This window comes from Pantoea sp. RCC30.1, from assembly GCF_058148845.1.
In genome coordinates, this window is the sequence record NZ_JBXUHX010000003.1 from 13,046 (window position 1) to 29,133 (window position 16,088).

14 protein-coding genes are annotated in these 16,088 nt (G+C 55.6%); 4 read left to right on the forward strand and 10 right to left on the reverse strand.

Annotation, left to right across the window (positions count from 1 at the left end; translation table 11 throughout):
• The 7 genes from tatA to udp form a co-directional block, all read right to left on the reverse strand.
• A complete protein-coding gene (gene tatA, locus AC2LB6_RS04165; RefSeq protein ID WP_490092575.1) occupies positions 1-255 on the reverse strand; it encodes a twin-arginine translocase TatA/TatE family subunit in 255 nt (84 codons plus the stop codon).
• Positions 256-364: 109 nt separating this feature from the next.
• On the reverse strand, positions 365-2,002 hold the full coding sequence (ubiB, locus tag AC2LB6_RS04170) for a ubiquinone biosynthesis regulatory protein kinase UbiB (RefSeq protein ID WP_090966348.1): 1,638 nt from the start codon (positions 2,000-2,002) through the stop codon (positions 365-367).
• Positions 1,999-2,604 (reverse strand): ubiquinone biosynthesis protein UbiJ, encoded by a 606-nt coding sequence (ubiJ, locus tag AC2LB6_RS04175; RefSeq protein ID WP_490092576.1) that lies wholly within the window; start codon positions 2,602-2,604, stop codon positions 1,999-2,001. The genes ubiB and ubiJ overlap by 4 nt, the downstream gene beginning before the upstream one ends.
• Positions 2,605-2,615: 11 nt before the next feature.
• Positions 2,616-3,374 (reverse strand): bifunctional demethylmenaquinone methyltransferase/2-methoxy-6-polyprenyl-1,4-benzoquinol methylase UbiE, encoded by a 759-nt coding sequence (gene ubiE / locus AC2LB6_RS04180; RefSeq protein WP_008926452.1) that lies wholly within the window; start codon positions 3,372-3,374, stop codon positions 2,616-2,618.
• Between the two features lie 75 nt (positions 3,375-3,449).
• Positions 3,450-4,949, reverse strand: coding sequence for a DNA recombination protein RmuC (gene rmuC / locus AC2LB6_RS04185; RefSeq protein WP_136196618.1), 1,500 nt, complete (start codon positions 4,947-4,949; stop codon positions 3,450-3,452).
• Positions 4,950-5,034: 85 nt separating this feature from the next.
• Positions 5,035-6,303 carry a tetratricopeptide repeat protein gene (locus AC2LB6_RS04190; RefSeq protein WP_490092577.1) on the reverse strand — a complete coding sequence of 423 codons (1,269 nt, stop codon included), beginning with the start codon at positions 6,301-6,303 and terminating at the stop codon, positions 5,035-5,037.
• 88 nt (positions 6,304-6,391) lie between these two features.
• Positions 6,392-7,153 (reverse strand): uridine phosphorylase, encoded by a 762-nt coding sequence (udp, locus tag AC2LB6_RS04195; RefSeq protein ID WP_008926449.1) that lies wholly within the window; start codon positions 7,151-7,153, stop codon positions 6,392-6,394.
• Positions 7,154-7,456: 303 nt separating this feature from the next.
• Here udp and AC2LB6_RS04200 point away from each other — a divergent pair, with 303 nt between their 5' ends.
• Complete coding sequence (locus AC2LB6_RS04200) at positions 7,457-8,290, forward strand: dienelactone hydrolase family protein (RefSeq protein ID WP_490092578.1); 834 nt, start codon at positions 7,457-7,459, stop codon at positions 8,288-8,290.
• A gap of 51 nt (positions 8,291-8,341) precedes the next feature.
• Here the strand turns inward: AC2LB6_RS04200 and metE are convergent, their stop codons facing one another.
• Positions 8,342-10,612 (reverse strand): 5-methyltetrahydropteroyltriglutamate--homocysteine S-methyltransferase, encoded by a 2,271-nt coding sequence (gene metE / locus AC2LB6_RS04205; RefSeq protein ID WP_490092579.1) that lies wholly within the window; start codon positions 10,610-10,612, stop codon positions 8,342-8,344.
• A gap of 144 nt (positions 10,613-10,756) precedes the next feature.
• On the opposite strand from metE, the gene metR reads away from it, so the two are divergent.
• A complete protein-coding gene (gene metR / locus AC2LB6_RS04210; protein WP_003854400.1) occupies positions 10,757-11,683 on the forward strand; it encodes an HTH-type transcriptional regulator MetR in 927 nt (308 codons plus the stop codon).
• Between the two features lie 83 nt (positions 11,684-11,766).
• Complete coding sequence (locus AC2LB6_RS04215) at positions 11,767-12,246, forward strand: YehS family protein (RefSeq protein ID WP_010257278.1); 480 nt, start codon at positions 11,767-11,769, stop codon at positions 12,244-12,246.
• A 405-nt stretch (positions 12,247-12,651) separates the two neighbouring features.
• Here AC2LB6_RS04215 and AC2LB6_RS04220 read toward each other — a convergent pair whose 3' ends face one another.
• Positions 12,652-13,509 carry a carboxylate/amino acid/amine transporter gene (locus AC2LB6_RS04220; RefSeq protein WP_490092580.1) on the reverse strand — a complete coding sequence of 286 codons (858 nt, stop codon included), beginning with the start codon at positions 13,507-13,509 and terminating at the stop codon, positions 12,652-12,654.
• Between the two features lie 374 nt (positions 13,510-13,883).
• On the opposite strand from AC2LB6_RS04220, the gene glpT reads away from it, so the two are divergent.
• A complete protein-coding gene (gene glpT, locus AC2LB6_RS04225) occupies positions 13,884-15,224 on the forward strand; it encodes a glycerol-3-phosphate transporter (protein ID WP_003854394.1) in 1,341 nt (446 codons plus the stop codon).
• Positions 15,225-15,273: 49 nt separating this feature from the next.
• Here the strand turns inward: glpT and yigL are convergent, their stop codons facing one another.
• Positions 15,274-16,074, reverse strand: a complete 801-nt coding sequence (yigL, locus tag AC2LB6_RS04230; RefSeq protein ID WP_490092581.1) for a sugar/pyridoxal phosphate phosphatase YigL — start codon at positions 16,072-16,074, stop codon at positions 15,274-15,276.
• Positions 16,075-16,088 lie beyond the last annotated feature (14 nt).

Here is a 16,088-nt window from a genome sequence, read left to right on the forward strand (position 1 = left end):
TTACACCTGCTTGTCGTTCTTGACGTCTTCTTTGGTAGCCGAAGTTTGCTGTTTATCAGCCAGCGTTTTGGCCGCGAAGTCAGCATCCTGCTCTTTCGGTTGATCCTTTTTATCGTCCTCGTCACCCATGGCTTTCTTGAAGCCACGAATCGAAGAACCTAAATCTGAACCCAGATTACGCAATTTATTGGTACCGAACAGAAGTACAACAATGACGGCAATGATTAACAATTGCCAGATACTGATACCGCCCATGAGATAGCCTCTAATATTCTGTGAAAACGATGAGGTAATGCACCACAGAGTGCCCTTTTTAACCGGGCCTGAGCCAGCGACATTACCTTTTTTTAGACGGACGTGACAATCAGTTTGTCTTACGCCAGCCGATTAACCAGGAGACGATTCCCGCTGCCATCAATACCGCCGGGAAGAAGTCCCAATCCGGTCGGGTGAGCAGCACAGCCGTTCCGCTTAACAGCAACGTTGCACCGACGCCAAACAGGTAACGCGCCTGATGATGGCGGACGCGCTGCGCATTCATATCGCCCACTAATTTATCGACACTGTGCCTTAAAAGTTTGTGCTGGCGCAGGCTGTCGTAAAAGAGTTCTGGCAACTCGGGAAGCTTCTCAGCCCAGAATGGCGCTTTCTCTTTCACCGCACGGATAATGGCGGGCAAACCGACCTGATCCTTAATCCACTCTTCCAGGAACGGCTTGGCTGTCTTCCACAGGTCGAGCTGCGGATAGAGCTGACGGCCGATGCCTTCCACATAAAGCAGCGTTTTTTGCAACAGGACCAGCTGCGGCTGCACTTCCATATTGAAGCGGCGTGCGGTGTTAAACAGGTTCAGCAGCACATGCCCGAAGGAGATCTCAGCCAGTGGCTTTTCAAAAATCGGCTCACAGACCGTACGAATCGCAAACTCGAAATCTTCAACATTGGTATCGGGCGGTACCCAACCTGAGTCAACGTGCAATTCCGCGACTTTACGGTAATCACGGTTGAAGAAGGCGATGAAGTTTTCCGCCAGATAACGCTTATCTTCTTTATTCAGCGAACCCACGATACCGCAGTCAATGCCGATATATTGCGGATCTTCCGGATGTTCGTAGCTGACAAAAATGTTGCCCGGATGCATATCCGCATGGAAGAAGCTATCGCGGAAGACCTGGGTGAAGAAGACCTGCACACCACGTTCAGCCAGCAGCTTCATGTTCACGCCATGACGCTCCAGCGTGGCAACGTCTGAAATCGGAATGCCGTAGATGCGCTCCATCACCATCATGGTTTCGCTGCAGTAGTCGGAATAGACTTCCGGCACATAGAGCATGCGGCTGTCTTCGAAATTCCGGCGCAGCTGAATGGCGTTGGCCGCTTCACGTAACAGGTTCAGCTCATCAAGCAGGGTTTTTTCATAATCGCGCACCACCTCGACCGGACGCAGACGGCGGCCATCCGGCAGCAGACGCGGAACCCAGCGGGCCAGGCGATAAATTAGCTTCATGTCCGCTTTAATCACCGGCAAAATATCGGGGCGAATCACTTTGATCACCACCTTCTTGCCGGTCGATTTCAGCGTGGCGGTGTGCACCTGCGCAATGGATGCTGACGCCAGTGGCTTGATATCAAAATCATCAAACCAGGTTTCAATCGGCGCACCCATCGAAGCCTCAATCTGCGCTTTAGCTTTAACGCCATCAAATGGCGCAACGCGGTCCTGCAGGATAGCGAGTTGATCGGCGATCAGCGGCGGGAAGAGATCCCGACGGGTTGACAGCATCTGGCCAAACTTGATCCAGACCGGACCCAGTTGCTCCATCGCCATACGCATACGTGCGCCGATGGGTTCATGCTGATGCAGATTCGGGATCCAGAAAACAGAGCGACGCCACAGGCGAAACAGAAAAGTGAGGCGTGTCTGGGGAATCAGTTCATCAAGGCCATAGGTCAGAAACACCTTCATGATCAGATATAAGCGGCGGATCTCTCCAAAACTCATTTTGCCTCCAGCTGCGCCAGACGCGCATCAAGCGCCTCAAGCGAACGTTCCATCGCGTCAACCTCCTCAGAAAACCAGGCTAATTCCAGCGAGCCAGGCGCAACACGCCACTCTTCGGTTATAGCCTGTCCGAGATAATCCTGGCGACGCTGCACTTCACCTTTGAAAAAGCGTAATGCCTGTTGAGAGCGCTGACTAATGCCTTGTGCGGCGATATCGCCCACCCAGGGAGCCAGATATTCTGCCGGATCCAACTCAGCCAGATCCATCAGCGCGGAGAACTGCTGCACCACCTGCAGGTCACCTTCAACCTGCAGCTCACCGCTGCGGATCAGCGGCGTCAGCTGCTGGCGATCGCGCAGCTTCGGCAACGTTTTCAGTGAGGTGATCACCGTGCAGTCACTGCGATCCTGCCAGTCCGCTAACACATCCAGCTGCTGTTCACTGAAGACCAGCACCAGCGGATGAGAGAACTCATTCAGGCGCAGCGTCAGCACTTTGCCATTCAGGCGTTGCCGCGCCGGTTTCAGGCCGCGATCGCGATAGAGAATACGGTTCAGCACCGTTTCCAGGCCCGCGGTAATCAAGGGCGTCAGGTTCATTACCATCTCACTCAGAACTTAAATCCACGATGCAGCGCGACAATGCCGCCGGTCATATTGGAGTAAGTGGTATTTTCAAAACCAACATCGTTCATCATCGCCTTCAGGGTCTCCTGATCGGGATGCATGCGGATCGATTCGGCCAGATAGCGATAGCTCTCTGCATCCTGCGCTACCAGCTGTCCGATGCGCGGCAGAATGTGGAACGAGTAAGCGTCATACGCTTTGCTCAGTGGATCCAGCACCGGCTTAGAGAACTCCAGCACCAGCAGACGTCCGCCCGGCTTAAGGACGCGGAACATCGAGGCCAGCGCCTTCTCTTTTTCCGTAACGTTGCGCAGACCAAAGGAGATGGTGATGCAGTCGAAATAGTTATCGGGGAAAGGCAGAGCTTCTGCGTTGGCCTGTACATAACTCACGTTGCCAACCACGCCCTGATTGCGCAGCTTTTCGCGGCCCATCTTCAGCATGGAGCTGTTGATATCGGCCAGGACAACCTGACCTGTTTCGCCCACCAGGCGAGAAAATTTAGCGGTCAGATCGCCGGTACCACCCGCCAGATCTAACACGCGCTGACCGCGACGTACGCCGCTGCTGTCAATGGTAAAACGCTTCCAGATACGATGGACGCCAAACGACATCAAATCGTTCATCAGGTCATATTTTGCCGCTACGGAGTGAAACACGTCTGCGACTTTGTCAGCTTTTTCGCTTTTGGCGACCGTCTGAAAGCCAAAATGGGTAGTTTCCTGCTGTGATTCATCTGCCATCGGTTTTACCTGCTCCACAAACAATACTTCCCGAAGTGTATCAGAGTCACGGAAGTCAGGCACGCTGCGCCCATACTATTCGTGGAGGCGTCTCACACGCAGCTCACTTTCATCCGCATCCCTGTCGTCATCTGCATCTTCCTCTGCCCGGTTTTCCGGCATGGCACGTTCGGCCAGTTGCGGGTTGATGGGCCGTTTGATCTCCACGCCCAGCGCGCGAAATCCTTCTGTCTGCGCAATCAGGTTGCCACGCCCTTCTGACAGCTTTTTCATCGCCTCGCGATAGCTATTCTGCGCCTTATCCAGGCTGTGACCAATGCCGCTCATGTCATCAACAAACAGCCGCATTTTGTCATAGAGCCGGGTTGCACGATCGGCGATACGCTGCGCATTGCGGCTCTGATGCTCATAGCGCCACAGATTATTAATGGTCCGCAACGCCACCAGCAGCGTGGTGGGACTGACCAGCATGATGTTCTGCTGCAGCGCCTCGCCAATCAGCTCAGGCTGACGGTCAATCGCCAGCAAAAAGGCGGGCTCAACCGGGATGAACATCAGCACATAATCCAGCGATCGTAAGCCGGGCAATTGCTGATAGTCCTTTCGTCCCAGCAGGCGGATGTGTGCCCGCATGGCAGCGACATGCTCCTGAATCGCCTGCTCACGTTCGATCTCATCATCAGCATTGAAGTAGCGCTCATAGGCCACCAGCGTCATTTTGGCATCTACCACCACATCTTTACCCTGCGGCAGGCGCACAATGACATCCGGCTGCATCCTGCCCTGCTGTTCTGACTGAATACTCACCTGGGTTTCATATTCGTAGCCTTCACGCAGTCCGGAGGCTTCCAGTACCCGGCTCAGCACGACTTCACCCCAGTTACCCTGGATTTTATTGTCGCCCTTCAGCGCTTTGGTCAGGTTAAGGGCCTCCTGCGCCATCTGCGCATTCAGCTGCTGTAACTGCCGGATTTCATGGGTCAGGGTGTGCCGCTCGCGCGCCTCTGCGCCAAAGCTCTCATGTACCTGACGACGAAAGCCATCAAGCTGTTCACGCAGCGGGCCAATCAGCCCATCCAGACTCTGGCGGTTCTGTTCATCGACGCGACGGCCGCTGTTTTCGAAAATACGGTTGGCGAGGTTTTCGAATTGGGCGCTGAGGCGTTGTTCGCTGTTGGTCAGCAGACGCTGTTTCTCTTCAGCAGCGAAACGGGTCTCTTCAAGACGGATGGTCACTTCGCGCAACTCCGCTTCCTGCGCGCTATTAACCTCAAGCTGATTGCGCAGTTCACGATTGAGCTGTTCGCTTTCATTGCGCCAGTAATCAAGCTGTTGCAGTCGCTCATTGGCACCGCTCAGCGCGCCGTGAAGCTGACGCAGCTCCTGCTCACGCTGCTGCGTCTGCTGCTGAAGCTGTTCAATTTGCTGCTGCTGGCGCTGTTGCGCCTCTTCCTGCAGACGGCGCTCGGTCTGGAAACTGGCGACCTGATGACCGGCACGTAACTGTGCCAGCATCCAGCCAATCCCTAACCCGGCAAGCGCCAGACAGGCGCTGATGATGATGTGCTGATCCATGATTTCCCCGCGACTCAGGCTGCTGAGGGAAAAGGTAGAGTCGCACTGTATGAATGTCCAGACAATTTTAGCCGGACTCAGCCACTTACAAAGCCGCCACCGTCAGCTTTCCAGCCTGCCACTCATCAATCAGGAAAAATGGCATCGGCAGCAGCCATTCCCCCTTTCTAACCTGCGCCAGATAGTGCCAGGTTGTCTCGCCGGACGTGATCGCGACGCGCTGTCTGCTCCCCTCCTCGGCGCTGGATTTGCCGGTCATACTGGCAAAACCGGCATTGCTGCCAACGTGGAAATGCGGCGTCTGCCAGCGTACGGGCGCATGGTCAGGCCACGGCTGAGCCTGATGGAAATGAAACAGCTCATCATGGCTCAGGAGGCTTTCACGCACTGTCGGCCACAACGCCACCTTAAGGAAATACTGATCGGTGAAGCGTTCACTGCCCTGATACTGCGCAATGAAATCACGCATCGCCTGTTCCACACCCCGGAAGACGCCGTGACAGCCGCCCCACATCCCTGCCAGCAGCAGTTCGGTATGAGAGAAGTAGTCACGCATATGGTGGAACCAGTAAGGCGATGCCAGCCAGGCGTTAACCGCCATCGCTTCGCGCTCCGAGAGCAACGAGTCGGCATCGCGCACGATAAAGCGCTTCACAGCCGGATCGTCGAGCACCAGAAAACGCCACAGGGTTGGATACAAGGTTTTTTCGTGAGACATATCGATCAACTGGACGTGCGGCTGGTCAAGACGCTGCCAGACATGCTGCGGCACGCTGTCATCAAGGTAGATGCGGCAGACCCAGCCGGGATAGAACTCAGGCGCCACTTCAACGTTTTTGATTAAGGTTTCGCAGTAGCGTGGCTGATCGCCATACAGGCAGAAGGCGATAACATTCTGGTGCGGCTGACTGAGATCGACAGGCTCAGGTTGCGGAGCGGGAAACGCCATGCGCTGCCCCTGACTGAAACGCGCATCAGAACGCATCAGCGACGCCAGACCGTGACGCGCCACCTCGTCCTTTTTATCCAGCCAGCCACACACTTCGGTCAGGCCATCCAGCCAGGTTTCAGAGGCTGTCGCCTGCACAGCAGGCGGTGACTGATAAATCTTCTGATAGATTTTGTACGCTTTATTGTACTGACCCAGACGCAGCAGACATAACGCGTAGTCGCTCAGCACCTGCATTTGATTGGGCATTGAGCGCAGCACCTCTTCGCAGCATTGGGCAGCCAGCGCATAGTCGCCCTGTTGCATGGCGGCGCGGAAATGTTCGGCACTGCGTTCCAGCCGGGCACTGAGTGCGGCAGGATTAGCACCAGGGAGAGGACGTCGGACAGGAATGGTATTGCGCATAAACACTCTCAGGTTTCACTGAAATTACGCGCCGTTAACTACCGGCAGCAGGTTTTAGTCTGGACAAAAACCTGCTGCCTGACGCGGCCTACAGCAAGCGACGCGCCGCTTCGACCACAATCTTCACTGCGTCACTTTCTGTCTGTTTCATGGTGACCGCATCCGGGATCTCTTTCTGAGTACGGTTCACAATCACGCCCGCCACCATACCGGCCCGCAGACCCTGGCTGGCGCACATGGTTAACAGTGTAGCGGATTCCATCTCATAGTTAAGCACGCCCATCTCCTGCCACTCTTTCATCGAACCTTTGAAGCGGCTGACGACGCGGCCTGAGACGGTGTCGTAACGCTCCTGGCCCGGATAGAAAGTGTCAGAAGAGGCGGTGATACCGATATGGGTCTTCGCGCCACAGGCTTCTGCCGCGGCAACCAGCGCGGTGGTGCAGGCGAAATCCGCCACTGCCGGAAACTCCATCGGCGCAAAATGCAGGCTGGCCCCGTCCAGGCGAACCGATGCGGTGGTCACCAGTACATCGCCAACATTGATATGTGGCTGGATCGCGCCAGTCGTTCCAACACGCAGGAAGGTCCGCACACCGAGCTGTGCCAGCTCTTCGACGGCAATCGACGTAGAAGGACCGCCTATACCAGTTGAACAGACCACGACCGGCTTACCATCAATTTTTGCCAGCCATGAGGTAAATTCACGGTGTGAGGCGAGATGCGTGGCATCTTCCATCAGTCCGGCAATTTTCTTCACACGCTCCGGATCGCCTGGCACAATCGCTAGGGTGGCGCCCTGCAGATCGGCTTTAGTCAGGCCAAGATGGAAAACGTCAGACTGTGTCATTTTCAGACTCCTGTTAAGGGAAGGTAGCGCGCCACTCTACGCCAGCACGCTCGATAAATATGTGACAGCATTCACTTAAGAAAATGAAAGTTACATTTCAAGCCAGCTAAAATGTGATTGCTATCACACAATCAAATCTTCCTGGTCTGGATAGCCCTTCGCGAGGCTGTGTCTGGGTCACCGCAATGTTAAAGAGATGGATGATTTTATTCGCTGCTGATTCTGTTACCCGACACCTGGCGCGCAGGCTTTACAGCCAGGCTATAGTTACGTGATTGCGCAAATGCTTGCACGGAGAGAATAATGAAACCCAGTGATAATATGGCACAAAAACCGGCGACGGGCGGCTTTGCCCCTGCCGTGCAGCCCACCGCCTCTACGACCATCATTACCGAAAGCCCGGCCATTCACTCAGGTGAAACCTCAGTACCGAGCCAGGGCGAAAACATGCCGGCATTTTTTGCAAAGCCCCACTCTGCTGAAGGACCATTGCCTGTCGTACTGGTGGTGCAGGAGATTTTTGGTGTGCATGAACACATCCGGGATATCTGCCGCAGACTGGCGCTGGAAGGCTATCTGGCGATCGCGCCCGAGCTCTATTTCCGCGAGGGCGATCCTTCTGAATACAATGATATCCCGACGCTGTTCAGCGAGCTGGTCAGCAAAGTGCCTGACAGCCAGGTGCTGGCCGATCTCGATCATGCCGCCAACTGGGCCGCACGCAACGGCGGCGATATTCGTCGCATGGGCATCACCGGTTTTTGCTGGGGTGGCCGCATCAGTTGGCTCTACGCCGCGCATAACCCGCAACTGCGCGCCGCCGTGGCGTGGTATGGACGACTGACCGGTGAGCGCACGCTGAAGCAGCAGAAGCATCCTATTGATATTGCGGTCGATCTGAGTGCGCCGGTGTTAGGTTTGTATGGGGGCCAGGATGACGGCATTCCACTGGAGAGCGTCGAGCAGATGCGTCAGGCGCTGCATGCCGCCAATGCGACCGCCGAGATCATTGTCTATCCCGAAGCGGGACATGCGTTTAATGCTGACTACCGTCCGAGTTACCATGCTGAATCTGCCAATGATGGCTGGCAGCGCATGCTGACCTGGTTCAGGCAGTATGGTGTGACATCAAAATAAATGAAAAAGGGGCGCTTCTGCGCCCCTGCTTTTACCCATCGGGCCCCTTTCCTACGCCGTCTCCCCACGCAGTTTCTTCGCCGCCGTCACCATATTTGCCAGTGCCTGACGCGTCTCCTCCCAGCCACGCGTTTTCAGACCGCAGTCCGGGTTTACCCACAGCCGCGCTTCCGGAATCCGTTTCGCCGCCTTCAGTAACAGCGCTTCTATCCACTCCACGCTAGGGACATTAGGCGAGTGAATGTCATAGACGCCCGGGCCGATTTCATTGGGATATTCGAAGTCTTCAAACGACTCCAGCAGGTCCATGTCAGAGCGTGAGGTTTCAATCGTGATCACATCGGCATCCAGCGCCGCGATGGCGTCCATGATGTCGTTGAACTCGCAGTAACACATATGCGTGTGAATCTGGGTTTCATCCTGCGCGACCGCCGCATTCAGCCTGAACGCCTCTACCGCCCAGTTCAGATAGGCTGCCCACTCAGACTGATGCAGTGGCAGACCTTCGCGCAGTGCCGGCTCATCAATCTGAATGATCCCGATTCCCGCCTTCTCCAGGTCTTCCACTTCATCACGTAGCGCCAGCGCGATCTGCTTCGCGATGGTTTCACGTGACACATCTTCACGCGGGAATGACCAGCAGAGAATCGTCACCGGACCGGTCAGCATTCCTTTTACCGGCTTATCCGTCAGCGACTGGGCATAACGGGCCCACTCAACGGTGATCGCTTCAGGACGACTGATATCGCCGATGATGACGGGCGGTTTCACACAGCGTGAACCGTAGCTCTGAACCCAGCCATTCTGGGTGAAGACAAATCCGTCCAGATGCTCGCCGAAGTACTCAACCATGTCGTTACGTTCCGCTTCACCGTGCACCAGCACATCCAGTCCCAGCCGCTCCTGCTCGGTAATCGCCTGTTTAATGTGCTCCGCTATGCCAGTGCGGTAATGGTTGCTGTCGAGACGGCCCTGCTTAAAGTCGAGGCGCAGGCCGCGAATTTCCGTGGTCTGCGGAAAAGAACCGATGGTCGTGGTGGGCCAGGCCGGCAGATTGAAACGCTGACGCTGCAGAACTGCCCTTACCGGATAAGCGCTCAGACGTTCACTGTGCTGCGGCGTGATGGCCTCCAGACGCTGGCCCACCACCGCATTGTGCACGCGGCGGGAGTGAGCACGGGCGCGCACCGGTGCGCTCCAGGCGTCCAGCGACCTCGCATCATTCTTGTTCAGTGCCTGACTCAGCAGCGAGAGCTCAGCACATTTCTGCAACGCAAAGGCAAACCAGCTTTTGACTTCATCATCAAGACGGGTCTCGACGCTCAGATCGATCGGACTGTGCAGCAGGGAGCAGGAAGAGCCGATCCACACCTGCTCACGCTCTTTGATCAGCGGTTTCAGACGGCTGAACCAGCGGCTTAGATCGGCTCGCCAGACGTTACGTCCGTTAATTACACCCAGCGACAGCAGCCAGCTGGCGGGCAGTTGCTGATTCAGTTGCTGAATATCATCGCGGCCATGAACCAGATCGACATGCAGGCCCTGCACGGGCAGCGCATGAATCACATCAATGTTCTGGCCGATGCTGTCAAAATAGGTGGTCAGCAGCAGCCTGCAGTGGCCCTGCAGTGTGTCATACGCTGGCTGGAAGGCTTCGCGCCACGCCTGCGGCAGCTCCAGCGCCAGGGCGGGTTCATCAATCTGTACCCATTCGATACCGCGCTTTGCCAGTTCCGCCAGCACCTGCTGATAGACCGGCAAAATCGCCTCCAGCAGCGACAGACGTTCAAACGGCTCGCCTTTGACTTTACCCAGCCACAGATACGTCACCGGCCCGAGCAGCACCGGCTTGATGTTATGGCCCAGCGCCAGTGCCTCATCAACCTCGTCCAGCAGTTGAGTCCAGGTCAGTTTAAATGTCTGGCCCTGGGTAAATTCCGGCACGATGTAGTGATAGTTGGTGTTAAACCATTTGGTCATTTCTGCCGCCGCCGCAGGCTCGCCGGTCGGCGCACGCCCGCGCCCCACGCGAAACAGCGTATCCAAATCAACGGTGTCCTCTTTGTTCTGATGACGAGCAGGCACGTTGCCCAGCAGCAGGCTGGTGGTCAGCACATGATCATACCAGGCGAAATCACCAACCGGCAGCAGATCAACGCCCGCCTCTTTCTGTTGTTGCCAGTGTCGCGCACGCAGCTCGCGGCCCGTCGCCAGTAACGCCTGTTGTGTGCTGTCGCCCGCCCAGTAACTCTCCAGTGCTTTTTTCAGTTCACGGCGCAGGCCAATTCGGGGAAAGCCGAGGGTATGGTTCAGGATAGTCATGTGCTGTTCTCCAGATAATCTTTCACTTTGGCTGAAATGGGCAGCCAAAGATGTTTAGCCGTCCAGATGTTTACACTGCTATACTCTGCGGGTACTGTATGTTGCTCAAGCGCAATATGTTCATTTTCGATGTGAAGGACTCTCATGATCGAACTCAAGCACCTGCGGACGCTTCAGGCTCTGCGTAATACGGGATCGCTGGCGGCGGCGGCGGCCCAGCTTCATCAGACGCAATCGGCGTTATCTCACCAGTTCAGCGATCTGGAGCAGCGGCTGGGATTCCGCCTGTTCGTCCGTAAAAGTCAGCCACTGCGTTTTACACCGCAGGGCGATATTCTGCTGCAGCTGGCAGAGCAGGTGCTGCCGCAGATTCAGCAGGCTTTGCAGGCCTGCCATGAACCACATCAGACCACGCTGCGGGTAGCGATTGAGTGTCATAGCTGCATTCAGTGGCTGACTCCCGCGCTGGATAAATTCCGTCAGAGCTGGCCGCAGGTGGTGATGGATTTCAAATCGGGCGTGACCTTTGATCCCCAACCCGCCCTGCAACAGGGTGAGCTGGATGTGGTGCTGACCTCCGATATTCTTGCGCGCTCTGGCCTGTTCTACTCACCGATGTTTGATTATGAAGTCCGGCTGGTGCTGGCGACGGATCACCCGCTGGCGCAGGTTGAGCAGATCTCGCCGGAAGATTTAGCCGATGAAGTGTTGATGATCTATCCGGTACAGCGTCAGCGTCTGGATATCTGGCGTCACTTCCTGCAGCCCGCTGGCGTCAGTCCGGCCCTGAAAAGTGTGGATAACACCCTGCTGATGATTCAGATGGTGTCGGCGCGGATGGGGATTGCGGCACTGCCGCACTGGGTGGTGGAGAGTTTTGAGAAGCAGGGTCTGGTCGTCACGCGCACGTTGGGTGATGGGCTCTGGAGCCGTCTTTATGCCGCCGTGCGCGAAGGGGAACAGCGTCAGCCGGTGCTGGAAGCCTTTATCCGCTTTGCCCGTCAGCATGCCTGTGAGCATCTGCCGTTTGTGCGAGACGCCGCGTTGCCCGGTGCGGTGTTACAGCGGTAAGTCAGCAGGCACAAACCTGCGCGAGAGCGGGTAAAATCCCCTATAATGCGCAGCCTGTAGACTGACCATGAGAAGATCTCACCATGACTAACAATGATATTCTGCGCAGCGTGCGCTACATGCTCAACCTGAGCGATGCCAAAATGGTGGAGATTTTTGCGCTGGCGCAATGTGACGTGCCGCTGGCGGATATTCAGGCGTGGCTGAAAAAAGATGACGATGCCGCGTTCCGTCCCTGCCCCGATGTGCTGATGGGTTATTTCCTGAATGGCCTGATCTTTTACCGTCGCGGCAAAAGCGAAGATGCACCTGCGCCATCGATTGAGCGCAAGATGACTAACAACATCTTCATGAGAAAGCTGCGCATCGCTTTTGATCTGAAAACCACCGACATCCCTGATGTCCTGAAGCGCGTGAATTTTACCGTTTCGCAGGCCGAAATTGGCGCGATTTTTCGCAAGCCTGATCATAAGAACTATCGCGAGTGTGGCGACCAGATTCTGCGCAACTTCCTGAAAGGGCTGGCGATGATTCAGCGTCCTAAGAGTGAAAAGCCTGCTTAACGTCTGTTGCTGATCGCTTCGGATACCTGCGTGGTCAGAAGTGGCGCATCTGATCGCAAAGAAAGCCTGCATCCATGCAGCACGGCCTCGCCATCCCTGGCTCGGACGCTTTGCTCCTCAGTTGCGCCACCTCTTCCCTCAAGCTTCTACATGGCTTTTAAAATGGCAGCGCCTGGCTGACACGAAGGAGGGAACGCGGGTCACGGAGTAAAGCGTCCGTCGCAGGGATGCGACGGCCGAGGCTACAGGGACGTATTTACGCCGTCTTTGCGGAGCTGACCCACTTTCCCGAGTGGAACGCACGACATCCACCACAGGGAGGTGAGATTCCTTCGCGATCGGACGCGCCAGCCCTGAAGGCCGCACTCATGCAACAGCCGCTATTGATAGCCTGACACCTGATCATTAGTCACCGCGCCCCACCACCCACCGCTTATGCACCCACAGCGAGGCGAGGATCACCAGCGCGCCCGCAATAAAACTCGGCCAGTGCGGCTTCTCCTGCCAGATAGCAAGGTTCACCAGCAGCCCGGCAGGGACGTGCATGTTATTCATAATGCCCAGCGTACCGGCATCGACCTGCGTAGCACCGTAATTCCACATAAAATAGCCAAGACCGGAAGCGGCGACGCCCAGCCAGACCAGAATGCCCCACTGCAATGAAGTAGTCGGCAACTTCTGCGGATTGCCCCAGGCACACCAGGCGATCACCGCAATTAACACCGCCCCCAGATAGAACCAGGAGAAGGCCGTATGCTGCGGCATGGGTCGGGTCTCCTGCAGACGCTTATAACCCACCATTCCCGCCGCAAAGCAGATGTTTGCGAGTTGCACTAACAGCAGACCAAACCAGAAATGATCGCTGACTTTGTCATAGCGAATAATGGCCGCGCCTGCCACCGCCAGCAGCGCACTGAAGATATAGCCGATGCGCAGTGGACGACGGCTGATCAGATCGTAAATCAGCGTCACATAGAGCGGCGTCATCACCGTAAACAGCAGGAATTCCGACACGCTAAGATAAAGATAGGCTTCAAAACTCAGCAGATACATCACCCCCAGCTGGAGCATCCCAACCAGCATGTAAAGCAACAGCGTTGAAGGGCGATGGCCACGCCAGCGCAGGAAAGGTAAAAATACCAGCGCAGCCAGCGCCAGTCGCATCAATACAGAAAACCAGCTGTCCACCTGCCCGGCAAGATATTCGCCAATCAGACTGAACGAGAAGGCCCACAGGATGGTGGTAATAATCAATAAAAACACGGCGACAACCCCGAAATTAACAGGCCGTCAGTGTAAACAATGTGCGGCAATCAGGCTGTGAAATCTGGTTGACATTTGATTACAAAACAGGCGATCAGAATATCCATCGGAAAAGGACTTTCGCCTACTAACACAACTGTCTGCAGAAAGATCTTTCAGCCAGATAAAATGCGCGAAATGATCCATCACATGATCACTTCCGCTCTAAACTGTAATAAAAGTGTAACAAATGTGTCATTCATCACAGTAACGTTGCGCAACTAACACTATTCTTTGCGCGAAATGGAACATTGTGCGTCCATTTTATTCTGCTCTTTTCCTGCCCCAACCTGCTGGGAATTAAAAACCATAATGTGCCCTGGAGGGCCTCACTGATGCTGAGCATTTTTAAACCTGCACCACGTCAGCCGCAGGTGGCGGAGGATCACGTTGATCCGCTCTACCGTCGTCTGCGCTGGCAAATTTTCATCGGGATCTTCTTTGGTTACGCCGCCTACTATCTGGTCAGAAAAAACTTCGCACTCGCTATGCCTTATCTGGTGGAGCAGGGTTTTTCACGTGGCGATCTCGGTTTTGCGCTGTCCGGCATCTCCATTGCCTACGGCTTTTCAAAATTCATCATGGGCTCGGTTTCCGACCGCTCTAATCCACGCGTCTTCTTACCGGCCGGCCTGATTCTGGCTGCAGCAGTGATGCTGATCATGGGATTCGTTCCCTGGGCGACCTCCAGTATCATGGTGATGTTTGTGCTGCTGTTTGTCTGCGGCTGGTTCCAGGGCATGGGCTGGCCACCTTGTGGTCGCACTATGGTTCACTGGTGGTCGCAGAAGGAACGCGGCAGGATCGTTTCGGTCTGGAACTGTGCGCATAACGTGGGCGGTGGTATTCCGCCTCTGCTGTTCCTGCTCGGCATGGCGTGGTTCAACGACTGGAAAGCGGCACTCTACATGCCCGCGTTTGGTGCTATTGCCATTGCGATTCTGGCCTTTGCGCTGATGCGCGATACACCACAATCCTGCGGTCTGCCGCCGATTGAAGAGTATAAAAATGACTATCCACCCGATTACGATGCCAGCCACGAAGAGGAGCTGACGGCAAAACAGATCTTCATGAAGTATGTGTTGCCGAACAAACTGTTGTGGTACATCGCGCTGGCTAACGTGTTTGTTTATCTGTTGCGTTACGGCATCCTCGACTGGTCGCCAACTTATCTCAGAGAGGTCAAACACTTCACGCTGGATAAATCGTCGTGGGCCTACTTCCTGTATGAATATGCGGGGATTCCGGGAACGCTGCTGTGTGGCTGGATGTCGGACAAAGTGTTCCGCGGTAATCGCGGTGCGACCGGGGTGTTCTTTATGACGCTGGTGACCATTGCGACCGTGATTTACTGGCTCAACCCGGCGGGCAATCCTGGCGTCGACATGGCCTGCATGATCGTGATTGGCTTCCTGATCTATGGCCCGGTGATGCTGATTGGTCTGCACGCGCTGGAACTGGCACCGAAAAAAGCGGCGGGAACGGCGGCGGGCTTCACGGGCCTCTTCGGCTACCTCGGAGGATCGGTGGCGGCCAGCGCCATTGTCGGTTACACCGTCGATTATTTCGGCTGGGACGGCGGCTTCATGGTGATGATTGCTGGCTGTGTGCTGGCGGTTATCCTGCTGTTACTGACTATGGTCAGCGAACACAAACACAAAAAGACCCTCGCCTGACGGCAATAAAAAAAGGGCCGGATAACCGGCCCTTTTACATGCTGAAGTCTTAAGCCAGATAGAGCGTGTGCAGCGTTTGCGGTACCGCATCATCGGCATTCGAACCAATCACATCCAGCTCTGGCAGCGTATCTTTCAACCGCTGATGGGCGTTCTGCATGATATAGCCCTTACCCGCCATGCTCAGCATCTCCACGTCATTCATGCCGTCGCCAAAGGCGATACAGCTTTTCAGCGTGTGGCCCAGCGTCTTCGCGACCGCCTCCAGCGCATGCCCTTTCGACACGCCGCCCGCCATCACTTCCAGACAGGTCGGCAGCGAGAAACTGACGTTAACCCGATCGCCCCAGCGTGCTTCAATCGCCTGCTCCATCGGGATCAGATGCTCGGGATCTTCGCAGGTGAAGAAGACCTTGCTGATGTTATCGGTTGGCAGCAGGCCCGGCTCATAGACCTGATAGTTGAAGACCGACTCGCGGAAATAGTCCTGTTCAGCCGGGCTTGAACGGCTGACAAACCACTCATCGTCGCGGTAAACGTGCGTCAGAATATTGCTGTGATGATATTGCAGGCCAAACAGATCGCTGGCGATATCCTCATCCAGATTATGACTGAACACCAGTTCGCCCTCTGCGTTGTGCACGCGTGCGCCGTTTGAAGTGATCATATAGGCCGGAATCGCCAGGCTGTCGCGCATCTGTCCGACATCGATATGATGACGGCCGGTGGCAAAAACGAAGTGAATATCCTTCGCAACCAGCTGCTGCAGCGTTTCACGCGCAAAAGGGGTCAGACGATGTTCGGGGGAAAGCAGCGTGCCATCCAGATCGGATGCAACGATGTGATACATGAAAACCTCGGGTA

Bases quoted from the DNA above. Each gene is read 5' to 3' on its own strand.
- tatA (WP_490092575.1), bottom strand. From the start codon at position 255: ATGGGCGGTATCAGTATCTGGCAATTGTTAATCATTGCCGTCATTGTT.
- AC2LB6_RS04200 (WP_490092578.1), top strand. From the start codon at position 7,457: ATGAAACCCAGTGATAATATGGCACAAAAACCGGCGACGGGCGGCTTT.
- yigL (WP_490092581.1), bottom strand. From the start codon at position 16,074: ATGTATCACATCGTTGCATCCGATCTGGATGGCACGCTGCTTTCCCCC.
- ubiB (WP_090966348.1), bottom strand. From the start codon at position 2,002: ATGAGTTTTGGAGAGATCCGCCGCTTATATCTGATCATGAAGGTGTTT.
- udp (WP_008926449.1), bottom strand. From the start codon at position 7,153: ATGACACAGTCTGACGTTTTCCATCTTGGCCTGACTAAAGCCGATCTG.
- rmuC (WP_136196618.1), bottom strand. From the start codon at position 4,949: ATGGATCAGCACATCATCATCAGCGCCTGTCTGGCGCTTGCCGGGTTA.
- metE (WP_490092579.1), bottom strand. From the start codon at position 10,612: ATGACTATCCTGAACCATACCCTCGGCTTTCCCCGAATTGGCCTGCGC.
- ubiJ (WP_490092576.1), bottom strand. From the start codon at position 2,604: ATGAACCTGACGCCCTTGATTACCGCGGGCCTGGAAACGGTGCTGAAC.
- AC2LB6_RS04215 (WP_010257278.1), top strand. From the start codon at position 11,767: ATGACTAACAATGATATTCTGCGCAGCGTGCGCTACATGCTCAACCTG.
- ubiE (WP_008926452.1), bottom strand. From the start codon at position 3,374: ATGGCAGATGAATCACAGCAGGAAACTACCCATTTTGGCTTTCAGACG.
- AC2LB6_RS04190 (WP_490092577.1), bottom strand. From the start codon at position 6,303: ATGCGCAATACCATTCCTGTCCGACGTCCTCTCCCTGGTGCTAATCCT.
- metR (WP_003854400.1), top strand. From the start codon at position 10,757: ATGATCGAACTCAAGCACCTGCGGACGCTTCAGGCTCTGCGTAATACG.
- glpT (WP_003854394.1), top strand. From the start codon at position 13,884: ATGCTGAGCATTTTTAAACCTGCACCACGTCAGCCGCAGGTGGCGGAG.